At 67.7% G+C, this 15,544-nt stretch carries 10 protein-coding genes; 7 read left to right on the forward strand and 3 right to left on the reverse strand.

What is annotated here, in order from left to right; all coding sequences use genetic code 11:
* Positions 1 to 102 precede the first annotated feature (102 nt).
* From LGN10_RS04225 to LGN10_RS04235, 3 genes are all read right to left on the reverse strand, one after another.
* The gene (locus tag LGN10_RS04225) at positions 103 to 744 is read right to left on the reverse strand and encodes an NAD(P)-dependent oxidoreductase (RefSeq protein WP_226221951.1); all 642 of its coding nucleotides are present in this window, start codon (positions 742 to 744) and stop codon (positions 103 to 105) included.
* Positions 745 to 876: 132 nt separating this feature from the next.
* Positions 877 to 1,332: an Rrf2 family transcriptional regulator gene (locus LGN10_RS04230; protein ID WP_059644068.1), complete on the reverse strand. Its 456-nt coding sequence runs from the start codon at positions 1,330 to 1,332 to the stop codon at positions 877 to 879.
* A 90-nt stretch (positions 1,333 to 1,422) separates the two neighbouring features.
* Positions 1,423 to 1,851: a hypothetical protein gene (locus LGN10_RS04235; protein WP_059573942.1), complete on the reverse strand. Its 429-nt coding sequence runs from the start codon at positions 1,849 to 1,851 to the stop codon at positions 1,423 to 1,425.
* A 197-nt stretch (positions 1,852 to 2,048) separates the two neighbouring features.
* On the opposite strand from LGN10_RS04235, the gene LGN10_RS04240 reads away from it, so the two are divergent.
* From LGN10_RS04240 to LGN10_RS04270, 7 genes are all read left to right on the forward strand, one after another.
* Entirely contained in the window at positions 2,049 to 2,384 is a 336-nt protein-coding gene (locus LGN10_RS04240) for a hypothetical protein (RefSeq protein ID WP_060313383.1), read from the forward strand.
* A 254-nt stretch (positions 2,385 to 2,638) separates the two neighbouring features.
* Positions 2,639 to 3,832, forward strand: a complete 1,194-nt coding sequence (locus tag LGN10_RS04245; RefSeq protein WP_226221952.1) for an ammonium transporter — start codon at positions 2,639 to 2,641, stop codon at positions 3,830 to 3,832.
* A gap of 190 nt (positions 3,833 to 4,022) precedes the next feature.
* Positions 4,023 to 5,981: a PhoX family protein gene (locus LGN10_RS04250; protein ID WP_226221954.1), complete on the forward strand. Its 1,959-nt coding sequence runs from the start codon at positions 4,023 to 4,025 to the stop codon at positions 5,979 to 5,981.
* Between the two features lie 666 nt (positions 5,982 to 6,647).
* The gene (locus LGN10_RS04255) at positions 6,648 to 7,472 is read left to right on the forward strand and encodes an IclR family transcriptional regulator (protein ID WP_059573946.1); all 825 of its coding nucleotides are present in this window, start codon (positions 6,648 to 6,650) and stop codon (positions 7,470 to 7,472) included.
* Between the two features lie 254 nt (positions 7,473 to 7,726).
* Positions 7,727 to 9,097, forward strand: a complete 1,371-nt coding sequence (locus LGN10_RS04260) for an MdtA/MuxA family multidrug efflux RND transporter periplasmic adaptor subunit (RefSeq protein WP_060965788.1) — start codon at positions 7,727 to 7,729, stop codon at positions 9,095 to 9,097.
* A gap of 15 nt (positions 9,098 to 9,112) precedes the next feature.
* Entirely contained in the window at positions 9,113 to 12,226 is a 3,114-nt protein-coding gene (locus tag LGN10_RS04265; RefSeq protein ID WP_226221955.1) for an MdtB/MuxB family multidrug efflux RND transporter permease subunit, read from the forward strand.
* Between the two features lie 3 nt (positions 12,227 to 12,229).
* The gene (locus LGN10_RS04270; protein ID WP_226221956.1) at positions 12,230 to 15,538 is read left to right on the forward strand and encodes an efflux RND transporter permease subunit; all 3,309 of its coding nucleotides are present in this window, start codon (positions 12,230 to 12,232) and stop codon (positions 15,536 to 15,538) included.
* The last annotated feature ends 6 nt before the right edge of the window (positions 15,539 to 15,544 follow it).

Here is a 15,544-nt window from a genome sequence, read left to right on the forward strand (position 1 = left end):
CGCCACCCGCGAAGGGTGGCGTCGCCTGACGTTGCCGAACGTCGCGGCTTGCCTGCCGCGCGCGGGCCGGCGCTCACACGTCGCCGCCGGCCGCCGCGCCGCTCAATACGCGACCGTCGCGATCTCGCGCACGAAGCTGTCCCGCTCGAGCGCGTCGACGAACGCGACCGCGTAGTCTTCCGCCGAGATCTTGCTGTTGCCTTGCGCGTCGACGATCAGCTTGCCGACGCCCGTGCGGAACGTGCCCGTGCGCTCGCCCGGCGCGATCAGCGCGGCCGGCGCGAAGAAGGTCCAGTCGAGATCCGCAACCGTCTTCAGGTAGTCGAGCGCGTCGCGATGCGCGAGCGCAACCGCCTTGTACGCTTCGGGGAAACCTTCGGTGTCGACGAGCTGCTTGCCCGGCGCGACTTCGAGCGAACCGGCGCCGCCCACCACGACGAGCCGCTTCAAACCGGCCTGACGCGTGCCGGCGACCAGCGCCTTCGCGACCGCGACGACCTGCGCCACATCTTCCTGCTTAGGGCCGTATGCGCTTGCGACGACGTCATGCCCCGGCACCGCAGCCGCGATGCTGGCCGCGTCGAACAAGTCGGCCGCCTTCGCGGTGATGCCGTCGCCGGATGCGCCCGGATGGCGCGACAGCGCGGTGACGCGGTGGCCGCGCCGCACGGCTTCCGCCGCGATGCGCGAGCCGATCATGCCGGTGGCGCCGAACAGCGCGATATTCAAAGAACGTTGCGTCATGTCGATTCTCCAGAAAAGAAAATATGTAACATAGTTAATTACATATAAGATCGAAAAAAACGGGGCGAAGCCCCCGTTGCGCCGACCGCCGCGCGTACGCGCCGTCCGGCTTCCTGCCCTGCCCGCCCGCGGTCACCCGCCGGCGTGCGCCGCCCGCTGCGTGCGCTGCTCCCGATCCAGCATGTCGGTCGTCACGTCGACCAGCGTGCGCGTGGCGAGCGACGCTTCCATCGCGCGCTGCGCGTCGCCGATATAGCCGGTCAGCGCGCCCTGGATGTGCCGCCCGACGAGACACGCCGGATTCGGCGCCTCGCGGTGCAGCGCGAACAGTTGCGCATCGTCGACCGCGCGATACACGTCGAGCAGCGTGATCTCGCCGGGCTCGCGCGCCAGCAGCGCGCCGCCGCCCGCGCCGAGCTGCGACGTGGTCAGCCCTGCTGCCGCCAGCATCGACAGCAGCCGGCGAATCAGCGCCGGATTCGTATTCACGCTGCCCGCGATGACGTCGGACGACAACGGCACGCCTTCCTGCATCGACAGCAAGGCAAGCACGTGAACGGCAAACGCGAACCGGCTGCTGGTATTCATTCCTGACTCACTCGGCGACGCCGGCCCGACCCGCAACCGGCGACATGTGTAACCATGATAATTACATTTTGCGGATCGTGCAAGCCCGCGTCATTCGCCGCTCGCGGGTTTCGCCCCGGCGGCGCTCTGCTGGCTCCACTGCTGGAGTTTCTTGCCGGCTTCGGCGATCTTCGCGCCCGCTTCGGAAGCCGCATGCGCGACGACCGCGGACGCCGCCGCGTCGATCTGCGCCTGCGCAGCCGACGCGAGGCCGCTCGCGGACAACGGCGGCACGGCCGACGCCGCGGACGCGATGCCGGCCTTCGCCGCGTTGATCTGTTGATTGACGGTGCTCGCCACCTGGTCGAGCGCCTTGGCCGCGTTGTTGGCGGCATCGGCGGCCGCGCTCGCGGCCGTATCGGGTTGCGCGGTCGACGTACCGGACTTCTCGCAGCCCGCGAGCAACAGCAGCGCACCGGCGGCCACGGCCGCCAGCACGGACCCGGGCACGCGACGCGCCCGCGATGTCTTCATGTTCATCAGCAATCTCCGGCCGCACGTGGCGCGACCTCGTGGTTGGACCGGTGTCGATGATACCGCCTGTGGAACAGGCCCAATGACGACCCGTTGTTAAAAATGCCTTTCAATTTCGGATTCGTCTGATTCAATCGAACGCGCCACGCCTCTAAAGTGGGCACGCCTCAATTCACTTCGTACGTGCCCCCTTTTTCTTCGTCATGGCTTTCCTCATCGATTGGTTCATCGTCCTGGCCGCGCTGCTCGCCGCCACTCTGTTCCTCTGCCTGCGCGCGCCGTCGGCGCGCCGTCTCGCCGAATCGGGGCGTCCGCGCCGCATCGCGTCCGCGCGCCTGCTCACCCAGGCCGTGATCGGTTTCTGGACGGCCGCGCTGATCGTCGCGCGAGGCATTCTCGGCGCCGATGGCGACGGCCAGTCGCTCGCGGGCTTCGCGGCGCTCGCGGTCGCCGCGATCGGGCTGTCGGCCGTCGCCCTCTACTGGTCCGCGTGCGCGCTGCGGCTGCGCCGGCCGCCCGCGCTGTTCGCGCGCCACTGACGCGCCAGATCGGTGCGTGAGCGGCGCACGCCGCGCACCGCTTCATTCGGCATACGCACCAATTTCGTCACGATCGCACCATAAACGCGCATCCGGCGAAGCGATCGGCGACCGGCGGCCACGCCCCGATCCCGTGCATGATTCACCGGCATGCCGCATCGCACGGTGCCCGGGCACCAATTTCACGCGGCCATTCACCAGCTTGGCTCGATACTTGCGTTCCTCGCCCGTTTTTTGCGCAAGGAAGCCACGGCATGGATGGTCTGAAATCCGGCGTCGACACACTGTTCCTGTTGATCGGCGCCGTCATGGTGCTCGCGATGCACGCGGGCTTCGCCTTTCTCGAACTCGGCACGGTCCGCAAGAAGAACCAGGTCAACGCGCTCGTGAAGATCCTGGTCGACTTCTCGGTGTCGACGCTCGCGTATTTCCTCGTCGGCTACACGATCGCGTACGGCGTCGAATTCTTCGACGACATCGGCTCGCTGTCGCAGCACAACGGCTACGCGCTCGTGCGGTTCTTCTTCCTGCTGACGTTCGCCGCGGCGATCCCGGCGATCGTGTCCGGCGGCATCGCGGAGCGCGCGAAGTTCAATCCGCAGCTCGTCGCGACGCTGATCATCGTCGGCTTCATCTATCCGTTCTTCGAAGGGATCGCGTGGAACGAGCGCTTCGGCGTGCAGGCCTGGCTCGCGCACGCATTCGGTGCGCCGTTCCACGACTTCGCGGGCTCGGTCGTCGTGCATGCGTTCGGCGGCTGGGTCGCGCTGCCGGCCGTGCTGCTGCTCGGCGCGCGCCACGGCCGCTATGCGAAGGACGGGCGGATTGCCGCGCACCCGCCGTCGAACATCCCGTTCCTCGCGCTCGGCGCATGGGTGCTCGCGGTCGGCTGGTTCGGCTTCAACGTGATGAGCGCGCAGACGCTCGACAAGATCAGCGGCCTCGTCGCGGTGAACTCGCTGATGGCGATGGTCGGCGGCACGCTCGCCGCGTGGGTGGCCGGCCGCAACGACCCGGGCTTCACGTACAACGGGCCGCTCGCGGGCCTTGTCGCGGTCTGCGCGGGCTCCGACGTGATGCACCCGATCGGCGCGCTGGTCACGGGCGCCGCGGCCGGTGCGCTGTTCGTCGCGATGTTCACCTGCGTGCAGAACCGCTGGCGCATCGACGACGTGCTCGGCGTCTGGCCGCTGCACGGGATGTGCGGCGCGCTCGGCGGCCTCGCGGCCGGCGTGTTCGGGCTGCCCGCGCTCGGCGGGCTCGGCGGCGTGTCGTTCCTGTCGCAGCTCGTCGGCACGCTCGCCGGCATCGCGATCGCGACCGCGGGCGGCACGCTCGTCTACGGCGCGCTGAAGGCGACCGTCGGCCTGCGTCTCGATCGCGAAGCGGAATTCGACGGCGCCGACCTGTCGATCCACCGCATCTCGGCCACGCCCGAGCGCGACTGAGCGCAAACGCTTGCGACCGGCGTCCGTCCGTTCACCTGACGGACGCCCGACACACCATTACGTTCTCGATTCAAAAAACTTTCATCTAGCGTCCCTACACTTCCGTCCAGTTTTCAATTTGCCTTCGCATTGCTTGCCGTACGCCTGCATCGCGAAGGCCATGTTTCCAACAACCGAAACTGGACTCCACATGCCCGCGTTGCCCAATGCTTCCCGTCGTCAGGCCCTGAAGATCCTCGCCGGCGCGCCGATGCTTCCCCTTTCCGGCCTCGCGCTGCCGGCCCTGCTGACGGGTTGCGGCGGCGACGACGATCCCGCGTCGACGCCGGTCGCCGCCGCCTATACGTCGGCGGCCTTCTCGGCGATGGCCGCGCCGACGCTCGACAACGCGGCCGCGATGGCGACGACGACGGTCGGCGCAACGCTGTCGGTGTCGTTCTCGGACGGCTCGTCGCGCAACTTCAAGCTCGCGTACAAGCCGTTCTTCGTGACGGGCGACATGGTGCCGGACGGCAAGGGCGGCACGACGCTCGCGGGCGGCTACTACGACATCAACAACCAGCCGATCATCGACCGCTCGGTGGCCGGCAAGGAGCGCCAGTTCTATTCCGACTGCCCGGACGGCAGCTCGCTGCTGACGCTGAAGAACGCGAACGTGCCCGGCGCGAAGGGCAACACGGTGTTCGCGGTCGTGCAGTTCGAATACACGACGCGCGACCAGGCGAGCGCGTCGCAGTACGGCCAGCTGCCGTCGCCGATCGCCGTGCTCACGCTCGACCAGGACCCGGCCACCGGCGCGCTGAAGCTCGTGAAGTATCACAACGTCGACACGTCGAGCGCACACGGCCTGTGGATCACGTGCGGCGCGAGCCTGTCGCCGTGGGGCACGCACCTGTCGAGCGAGGAATACGAGCCGGACGCGACGAAGGCCGCGACCGACGCGCAGTTCAAGGCGTTCAGCAAGAACACGTTCGGCGACGAGACGAAGGCGAACCCCTATCACTACGGTCACCTGCCCGAGATCACCGTGAATCCGGACGGCACGGGCACCGTGAAGAAGCACTACTGCCTCGGCCGCATCTCGCACGAGCTGATCCAGGTGATGCCGGACCAGCGCACCGTGATGATGGGCGACGACGCGACCAACGGCGGCCTGTTCATGTTCGTCGCCGACAAGGCGGCCGACCTGTCGGCCGGCACGCTGTACGTCGCGAAGTGGACGCAGACGTCGTCGGCCGGCGCCGGCACCGCGACGCTCACGTGGATCAGGATCGGCCACGCGACCAGCAGCGAGATCGAAGCGCTCGCGAACACGCTGAAGGCGTCGGACATCATGGACCTGGTGACCGTCGACCCGAACGATGCGAGCTACACGAAGATCCACTTCGGCGGCAAGTTCAACTGGATGCGCGTGAAGCCGGGGATGGAAAAGGCGGCCGCGTTCCTCGAGACGCACCGCTACGCGGCGCTGCTCGGCGGCAGCATGGCGTTCACGAAGCTCGAAGGCACGACCGTGAACGCGAAGGACAAGATCGTCTACACGGCGATGTCGCGGATCGAGACGTCGATGGTCAAGGGCAACGCGGTGTCGCGCGACGTCGCGCTCGACAAGAAGATCGCCGCGGGCGCCGTCTACGCGCTGAACCTGAAGGCGGGCCAGCGCGACACGACGGGCGGCGCGATCGACAGCGAATGGGTGCCGGTCGACATGGGCGCGCCGGCCGCGCTCGTCGGCGAGGATCTCGCCGCGGCCGACGCGCTCGGCAACCTCGCGAACCCGGACAAGATCGCGAATCCGGACAACCTGAAGTTTTCCGAAAAGCTGCGCACGCTGTTCATCGGTGAAGACTCGGGCATGCACGTGAACAACTTCCTGTGGGCCTACAACGTCGACACGAAGTCGCTCGCGCGCGTGCTGTCGTGCCCGGCCGGCGCCGAATCGACGGGCCTGCACGCGGTCGACGAGATCAACGGCTGGACCTACATCATGAGCAACTTCCAGCACGCCGGCGACTGGGAATCGCCGCTGCACGACAAGGTCAAGCCGACGCTCGACCCGCTCGTGCGCGCGAACTACAAGGACCGCTTCGGCGCCAGCGTCGGTTACCTGACGGCCGAGCAGACCAGCATCAAGCTCGCGAAGGGCTGACCGTCGCGCGCGGGGACGTTGCGCGTTGCAGGGCGCCCTGACCGGGCGTCCCTAACCGGGCGTCCCTGACCGGGCGTCCCTGACCCGGCCTCCCGGCCGGGCGTTCTTTCTTCGATCACCGTTCATTCGTCGGCGCTCCACGCCGTTTCATGCGCGATGCCCACTGCGGGCATCGCGCTTTTTTTTGCGTGAAACGAGCGCGAGCGCGGCGCGCATCGCGCGGGCAGGCGGGCGCGATGCGACCGTGGACAGGCGTTTGCGGCGATCGGAGGATAATACGGGCCTGACGCGTCCGGGCGGACGGTCGGAAAGACAGGCAAAAAAAAGCGCCACGGAGACCGTGGCGCTAAAAAAGTTCTAGCCATTCCGAGGGCCGTGCTAGAACCTGAGAGACTGCGCGAAACATCGTTGCCGGTTAAACTCTTGAAACGATGTTTCGAAAACGTGAGACATTCTTTCCGTTTCCGCCCGACAAGTCAAGCGGTATTTGCACCGGCTCATGCACTTTCCGGCAACGCTCATTTGAGCGTTTTCCTAATAAACCAAGGGTGAACCCGTAAAATCTCATCCAATGACCGGTTCTCCCGCGGAACATGCATGCTTTGACAATAGTCCTACAATACCAACAAAATTGAAATCGAGTTTCGGAATTAGAGAGAATCCCTCGTGTCGACACCTGTAACCTCTCCCGCGTCGCGGGACCGTGAATCGTCGCCCGACGAAATCACCGCCCTCGCCCGCGGCCTCGCCGTGCTGCGCCGCATCGCGGCTGCCGACGCGCCCGTCAGCAACCGCGAGCTGACCGAATTGACCGGCATCCCGAAGCCGACCGTCTCGCGCATCACCGCCACACTCGTCAGCGCCGGCTTCCTGTTTCAGTTGCCCGACAGCGAGCGCTTCGTGCTCACCGCGTCGGTGCTCGAACTGAGCCACGGCTTCCTGCGCAACTTCGACATCCGCGCGCGTTCGCGGCCGTTCATGATCGAACTGGCCGAACGCACGTCGCTGTCCGTGCACCTCGCGGTGCGCGACCGGCTCGACATGGTCGCGATCGACGTGATCCGCCCGCGCTCGGCCGTGCTCGTCACGCGCCTCGAGATCGGCTCGCGGATGGACATCGCGCGCACGGCCGTGGGCCGCGCGTATCTCGCCGCGCTCGAGGACGACGAGCGCCGCCTGCTGCTCGAGTCGCTGCGCACCACCGCCGGCGACGACTGGCCACACGTGTCCGCCCGCCTGACGCCCGCGCTCGACGAAGCGATGCGCGACGGCCACGCGATCGCGATCGGCGAATGGCGCGAGGGGCTGAACGCGGTCGCGGCCGGTTTCGTCGGCCCGTCGGGTCAGCGCTATTCGGTGAATTGCGGCGGCGCGTCGCACCAGTGTCCGCCCGAATGGCTGCGGGAACACGTCGTGCCCGCGCTGCAGGAGTGCATCGCGAAAATCACGCGCGAGATCGGCGGCGCGCCGGCCCGGCGCGTCGGCGTGTAATCGTTTCGTCATCGCCGTGTCGCGTTCTGTAACGACCGTAACCCGTTGAAAGATAGACCGCTGGACTGTAACGGGGACGGCACGTAGGATCATGCCCATCGTCGCGCCGCACTCGCGGTGCGCACCGCTCTTTCCCGTGCGGATCGGCGGGGCCCCGGACCGAGCCGGGCCGCCCCGTCGCGTCTTCCGCACGCCCACGCGCAGCCGAGCAGTCCGATTTCCGGCCCGCCGCGCCGTCTTCCTGACAGAACACGATGGATAACGAACAAAAGCCCACGCCCCCTTCGAAAGACCCCGCGCCCGCCGCCGCCCGGCGCCCGCGCCGCACGTTGCTGATCGGCACGGTCGCGGCCGTCGTCATCGGCGGCCTGCTGTGGTGGCACCCGTGGAACCGCACGCCGGCGGCAGGCAGCACGGCGAAAGGCATGGGCGCGAGCGCCGCGGGCGGCCATCGCGGCCGCGGCGGCCCCGCCGCGATGGCGAACGTTCCGCAGCCGGTGCAGGTCGCCACCGCGACGCAGGGCGAGATGCCGATCGTGCTGTCCGCGCTCGGCACCGTCACGCCGCTCGCGAACGTGACGGTCAAGACGCAACTGTCGGGCTACCTGCAATCGGTGTCGTTCCAGGAAGGCCAGATCGTCAAGAAAGGCGACGTGCTCGCGCAGATCGACCCGCGCCCGTATCAGGTCGCGCTCGAGAACGCCGAAGGCACGCATGCGCGCGACGCGGCGCTGCTCGCGACGGCCCGCCTCGACCTGAAGCGCTACCAGACGCTGCTGTCGCAGGATTCGATCGCGTCGCAAACCGTCGATACGCAGGCGTCGCTCGTCAAGCAGTACGAAGGCGCGGTGAAGACCGACCAGGCCGCGATCGATTCCGCGAAACTCAACCTGACGTATGCGCGCATCACGGCGCCGGTCTCGGGCCGCGTCGGCCTGCGCCAGGTCGACCCCGGCAACTACGTGACGCCGGGCGACACCAACGGCATCGTCGTGATCACGCAGTTGCAGCCGATGAGCGTGATCTTCACGACGTCGGAAGACAACCTGCCGCAGATCCTCAAGCAGATGAACGCGGGCCGGAAGCTGTCGGTCACCGCCTACAACCGCAACAACACGGTGCCGCTCGAGACGGGCTCGCTCGCGACGCTCGACAACCAGATCGACACGAGCACCGGTACGGTCAAGCTGCGCGCGAATTTCGACAACAAGGAAGGCATGCTGTTCCCGAATCAGTTCGTGAACACGCGGCTGCTCGTCGACGTGCTGCGCAACGCGATCATCGTGCCGACCTCCGCCGTGCTGACGGGCTCGATCGGCCAGTTCGTCTACGTCGTGAAACCCGACAACACGGTGACGGTGCGCAAGGTCACGGTCGGCCCGGTCGACGGCGAACGCACGAGCATCGTCAGCGGCGTGGCGCTCGGCGAACGCGTGGTGACCGACGGCTCGGACCGCCTGCGCGAAGGCTCGAAGATCTCGATTCCGGCCGACAAGCCGAAAGGCGCGTCGGGCGCGCGCGGCGCCGGCGCGGCGTCGGGCGCATCGGCTGCGTCCGGTGCAGCAGGCCATCGCGGCGGACACAAGCACGGCGCGTCGCAGGCAGCGGCCCCCGCGGCCCAGTAACGCGCGGGCCGCTCGATGAATCCATCCCGCCTCTTCATTCTCCGGCCGGTCGGCACCGCCCTCCTGATGGCGGCGATCATGCTGGCCGGCCTCGTGGCGCTGCGCTTCCTGCCGCTCGCCGCGCTGCCCGAGGTCGACTACCCGACGATCCAGGTCCAGACCTTCTACCCGGGCGCGAGCCCGGAAGTGATGACGTCGTCGGTCACCGCGCCGCTCGAACGCCAGTTCGGGCAGATGCCGTCGCTGAACCAGATGTCGTCGCAAAGCTCGGCCGGCGCGTCGGTGATCACGCTGCAGTTCTCGCTCGACCTGCCGCTCGACATCGCCGAACAGGAAGTGCAGGCCGCGATCAACGCGGCCGGCAACCTGCTGCCGTCCGACCTCCCTGCCCCGCCGATCTACGCGAAGGTGAACCCGGCCGATGCGCCGGTGCTCACGCTCGCCGTCAAGTCGAAGACGCTGCCGCTCACGCAGGTGCAGGACCTCGCCGACACGCGCCTCGCGATGAAGATCTCGCAGATCGCCGGCGTCGGCCTCGTGAGCCTGTCGGGCGGCAACCGGCCGGCCGTGCGGATCCAGGCGAACCCGACCGCGCTCGCGCAGTACGGGATGAACCTCGACGACCTGCGCACGACGATCTCGAACCTGAACGTCAACACGCCGAAGGGCAACTTCGACGGCCCGACGCGCGCGTACACGATCAACGCGAACGACCAGCTGACGAGCGCCGACCAGTACAACAGCGCGGTCGTCGCGTACAAGAACGGCCGCCCGGTGATGCTGACCGACGTCGCGACGGTCGTCGCCGGCTCGGAGAACACCAAGCTCGGCGCATGGGTGAATGCGGACCCGGCGATCATCCTGAACGTGCAGCGCCAGCCGGGCGCGAACGTGATCGCGACCGTCGACGCGATCAAGGCGCAGTTGCCGAAGCTGCAGGAGACGCTGCCGGCCGCGCTCGACGTCGAGATCGTCACCGACCGCACGACGATGATCCGCGCGGCCGTGCGCGACGTGCAGTTCGAGCTGCTGCTCGCGGTCGCGCTCGTCGTGCTGGTGATGTACCTGTTCCTCGCGAACGTCTACGCGACGATCATCCCGAGCCTGTCGGTGCCGCTGTCGCTGATCGGCACGCTCGCGGTGATGTACATGGCCGGCTTCTCGTTGAACAACCTGTCGCTGATGGCGCTCACGATCGCGACCGGCTTCGTCGTCGACGACGCGATCGTGATGATCGAGAACATCGCGCGCTACGTCGAGGAAGGCGAATCGGGGCTCGAGGCCGCGCTGAAGGGCTCGCGGCAGATCGGCTTCACGATCATCTCGCTGACGGTCTCGCTGATCGCGGTGCTGATCCCGCTGCTGTTCATGGGCGACGTGGTCGGGCGCCTCTTCCACGAATTCGCGATCACGCTCGCGGTGACGATCGTGATCTCGGCGATCGTGTCGCTCACGCTCGTGCCGATGATGTGCGCGAAGCTGCTGCGCCATTCGCCGCCGCCCGAGAGCCATCGCTTCGAGGCACGCGTGCACCGCGCGATCGACTGGGTGATCGCGCGCTACGCGGTCGCGCTCGAATGGGTGCTGAACCGCCAGCGCTCGACGCTCGTCGTCGCGCTGCTGACGCTCGGGCTGACCGCGCTGCTCTATGTGTTCGTGCCGAAGGGCTTCTTCCCCGCGCAAGACACCGGCGTGATCCAGGCGATCACGCAGGCGCCGCAGTCGATCTCGTACGGCGCGATGGCCGAACGCCAGCAGGCGCTCGCGGCGGAAATCCTGAAGGATCCGAACGTCGCCAGCCTCACGTCGTTCATCGGCGTCGACGGCAGCAACATCACGCTGAACAGCGGCCGGATGCTGATCAACCTGAAGGCGCGCGACGAACGCGGCGAAACGGCCGCGCAGATCATCCGCGGCCTGCAGCAGCGCGTCGCGAACGTCACCGGCATTTCGCTGTTCATGCAGCCGGTGCAGGACCTGACGATCGACTCGACGGTCAGCCCGACGCAATACCAGTTCATGCTGACGAGCCCGAATTCGGAAGAATTCGCGACCTGGGTGCCGAAACTCGTCGCGCGGCTGCAGCAGGAGCCGTCGCTCGCCGACGTCGCGACCGACCTGCAGAGCAACGGCCAGTCGGTGTACATCGAGATCGACCGCGCGAGCGCCGCGCGCTTCGGCATCACGCCGGCGACCGTCGACAACGCGCTGTACGACGCGTTCGGCCAGCGCATCGTGTCGACGATCTTCACGCAGTCGAACCAGTACCGCGTGATTCTCGAGTCGGAGCCGAAAGAGCAGCACTACGCGCAATCGCTGAACGACATCTACCTGCCGTCGGCCGGCGGCGGCCAGGTGCCGCTGTCGTCGATCGCGTCGTTTCACGAGCGGCCGTCGCCGCTGCTGGTCGCGCACCTGTCGCAGTTCCCGTCGACGACGATCTCGTTCAACCTCGCGCCGGGCGCGTCGCTCGGCGAAGCGGTCAAGGCGATCGGGGCCGCCGAGAAGGACATCGACCTGCCCGGCTCGTTCCAGACGCGCTTCCAGGGCGCGGCGCTCGCGTTCCAGGCGTCGCTGTCGAACCAGCTGTTCCTGATCCTCGCGGCGGTCGTCACGATGTACATCGTGCTCGGCGTGCTGTACGAGAGCTACATCCACCCGATCACGATCCTGTCGACGCTGCCGTCGGCCGGCGTCGGCGCGCTGCTCGCGCTGATGATCACCGGGCACGACCTCGACATCATCGGGATCATCGGCATCGTGCTGCTGATCGGCATCGTCAAGAAGAACGCGATCATGATGATCGACTTCGCGCTCGAGGCCGAACGCGTCGAAGGCAAGCCGCCGCGCGAGGCGATCTACCAGGCGTGCCTGCTGCGCTTCCGGCCGATCCTGATGACGACGCTCGCCGCGCTGCTCGGCGCGGTGCCGCTGATCGTCGGCTCCGGCGCGGGCTCCGAGCTGCGCCAGCCGCTCGGGATCGCGATCGCCGGCGGCCTGATCGTGTCGCAGGTGCTGACGCTGTTCACGACGCCCGTGATCTACCTCGGCTTCGACTCGCTCGCGCGCCGCATGCGCGGCTGGTTCGAGCGGCACGGCCCCGACGCCGGCACGCGCACGGACGTGTAAGCGATGAACCTGTCGCGTCCCTTCATCACCCGCCCCGTCGCGACGACGCTGCTCGCGCTCGGCGTCGCGCTCGCGGGCCTGTTCGCGTTCATCAAGCTGCCGGTGTCGCCGCTGCCGCAGGTCGACTTCCCGACGATCTCGGTGCAGGCGTCGCTGCCGGGCGCGAGCCCGGAAACGGTCGCGACCAGCGTGACGAGCCCGCTGGAGCGGCACCTCGGCTCGATCGCGGACGTCTCCGAAATGACGTCGACGAGCACGGTCGGCAATGCGCGGATCATCCTGCAGTTCGGCCTGAACCGCGACATCGACGGCGCCGCGCGCGACGTGCAGGCCGCGATCAACGCGGCGCGCGCCGACCTGCCCGCCGCGCTGAAGAGCAACCCGACCTACCGCAAGGTCAACCCGGCCGATTCGCCGATCATGGTCGTGTCGCTGACGTCGGAGACGGCGTCGCCGGCGAAGGTGTACGACGCCGCGTCGACGGTGCTGCAGCAGTCGCTGTCGCAGATCGACGGGATCGGCCAGGTCTCCGTGAGCGGCTCCGCGAACCCGGCCGTGCGCGTCGAGCTCGAACCGCAATCGCTGTTCCACTACGGGATCGGCCTCGAGGACGTGCGCGCGGCGCTGGCCTCCGCGAACGCCAACGCGCCGAAGGGCGCGATCGAGTTCGGCCCGCAGCGCTTCCAGCTCTACACGAACGACCAGGCGTCCCAGGCGTCGCAGTACCGCGATCTCGTGGTCGCCTACCGCAACGGCTCGGCCGTGCGGCTGTCCGACCTGTCCGACGTCGTCGATTCGGTCGAGGATCTGCGCAACCTCGGATTGTCGAACGGCAAGCGCGCGGTGCTCGTGATCCTCTACCGCTCGCCCGGCGCGAACATCATCGAGACGATCGACCGCGTGCGCGCGGCGCTGCCGCAGCTCACCGCGTCGCTGCCCGCCGACATCACGGTCACGCCGGTGCTCGACCGCTCGACCACCATCCGCGCGTCGCTGAGGGACACCGAGCACACGCTGCTGATCGCGATCAGCCTCGTCGTGATGGTCGTGTTCCTGTTCCTGCGCAACTGGCGCGCGACGCTGATCCCGAGCGTCGCCGTGCCGATCTCGATCGTCGGCACGTTCGGCGCGATGTACCTGCTCGGCTTCTCGATCGACAACCTGTCGCTGATGGCGCTGATCGTCGCGACCGGCTTCGTCGTCGACGATGCGATCGTCGTGCTCGAGAACATCTCGCGGCACATCGAGAACGGCAAGTCGCGGATGCAGGCGGCATTCGACGGCGCGCGCGAAGTCGGCTTCACGGTGCTGTCGATGAGCATCTCGCTCGTCGCGGTGTTCCTGCCGATCCTGCTGATGGGCGGGATCGTCGGGCGCCTGTTCCGCGAGTTCGCGCTGACGCTGTCGCTCGCGATCGCCGTATCGCTCGCGGTGTCGCTCACGCTCACGCCGATGATGTGCGCGCGCCTGCTGCCCGAAAAACACGACCCGCAAAGCGAGGGCCGCTTCGGGCGCTTCCTCGAACGCGGCTTCGCGCGCATGCAGCGCGGTTACGAGCGCTCGCTGTCGTGGGCGCTGCGCCGGCCGCTGTTGATCCTGCTGACGCTGTTCGCGACGATCGGGCTGAACGTGTACCTGTACGTCGTCGTGCCGAAGGGCTTCTTCCCGCAGCAGGACACCGGGCTGATGATCGGCGGCATCCAGGCCGACCAGTCGACGTCGTTCCAGGCGATGAAACTGAAGTTCTCCGAGATGATGCGGATCGTGCAGGGCAACCCGAACGTGAAGAGCGTCGCGGGCTTCACCGGCGGCACGCAGACCAACTCGGGCTTCATGTTCGTCACGCTCAAGGACCGCACCGAGCGCAAGCTGTCGGCCGACCAGGTGATCCAGCAGTTGCGCCCGCGGCTGGCGGACGTCGCGGGCGCGCGCACGTTCCTGCAGGCGGCGCAGGACATCCGCGTCGGCGGCCGGCAGAGCAACGCGCAGTACCAGTTCACGCTGCTCGGCGATTCGAGCGCCGACCTGTACAAGTGGGGGCCGATCCTGACCGAGGCGCTGCAGAAGCGCCCCGAGCTGACCGACGTGAACTCCGACCAGCAACAAGGCGGCCTCGAGGCGATGGTGACGATCGACCGCGCGACGGCCGCGCGGTTCGGCATCAAGCCCGCGCAGATCGACAACACGCTGTACGACGCGTTCGGCCAGCGGCAGGTCTCGACGATCTACAACCCGCTGAACCAGTACCACGTCGTGATGGAAGTCGCGCCGAAATACTGGCAGAGCCCGGAGATGCTGAACCAGGTGTGGATCAGCACGTCGGGCGGCAGCGCGAACGGCTCGCAGACCACCAACGCGGCCGCGGGCACCTTCGTCGCGACCTCGGCCGGCACGTCGAGCGCCGGCACGGCCGCGCAGAGCGCCGCGGCGATCGCGTCCGACTCCGCGCGCAACCAGGCGCTCAACGCGATCGCGGCGAGCGGCAAGTCGAGCGCGTCGTCGGGCGCGTCGGTGTCGACGTCGAAATCGACGATGATCCCGCTGTCGGCGATCGCGACGTTCGGGCCGAGCACGACGCCTCTGTCGGTCAACCACCAGGGGCTGTTCGTCGCGACGACGATCTCGTTCAACCTGCCGCCCGGCGTGTCGCTGTCGCAGGCGACGCAGATCATCTATCAGACGATGGCGGAGGTCGGCGTGCCGCCGACGATCGTCGGCAGCTTCCAGGGCACCGCGCAGGCGTTCCAGCAGTCGATGAACGATCAGCCGATCCTGATCCTCGCCGCGCTGCTGGCCGTCTACATCGTGCTCGGGATCCTGTACGAGAGCTACATCCACCCGATCACGATCCTGTCGACGCTGCCGTCGGCCGGCGTCGGCGCGCTGCTCGCGCTGCTGCTGTTCAAGACCGAGTTCAGCATCATCGCGCTGATCGGCGTGATCCTGCTGATCGGCATCGTGAAGAAGAACGCGATCATGATGGTCGACTTCGCGATCGACCAGACGCGCAACAACGGGAAGTCGTCGTTCGACGCGATCCACGAAGCGTGCCTGCTGCGCTTCCGTCCGATCATGATGACGACGATGGCGGCGCTGCTCGGCGCGCTGCCGCTCGCGTTCGGCAGCGGCGACGGCGCCGAGCTGCGCGCGCCGCTCGGGATCGCGATCGCCGGCGGCCTGATCATGTCGCAGGTGCTGACGCTCTATACGACGCCGGTCGTCTACCTGTACATGGACCGGCTGCGCGTGTGGGCCGAGAAGCGGCGCAATCGCCGCGGCAACAGCGGCGGGCCGGCCGTCGCCGGCGAGTGACGAAAG

The sequence above is a fragment of the Burkholderia sp. AU32262 genome, assembly GCF_020419985.1.
Lineage (GTDB): Bacteria > Pseudomonadota > Gammaproteobacteria > Burkholderiales > Burkholderiaceae > Burkholderia > Burkholderia semiarida.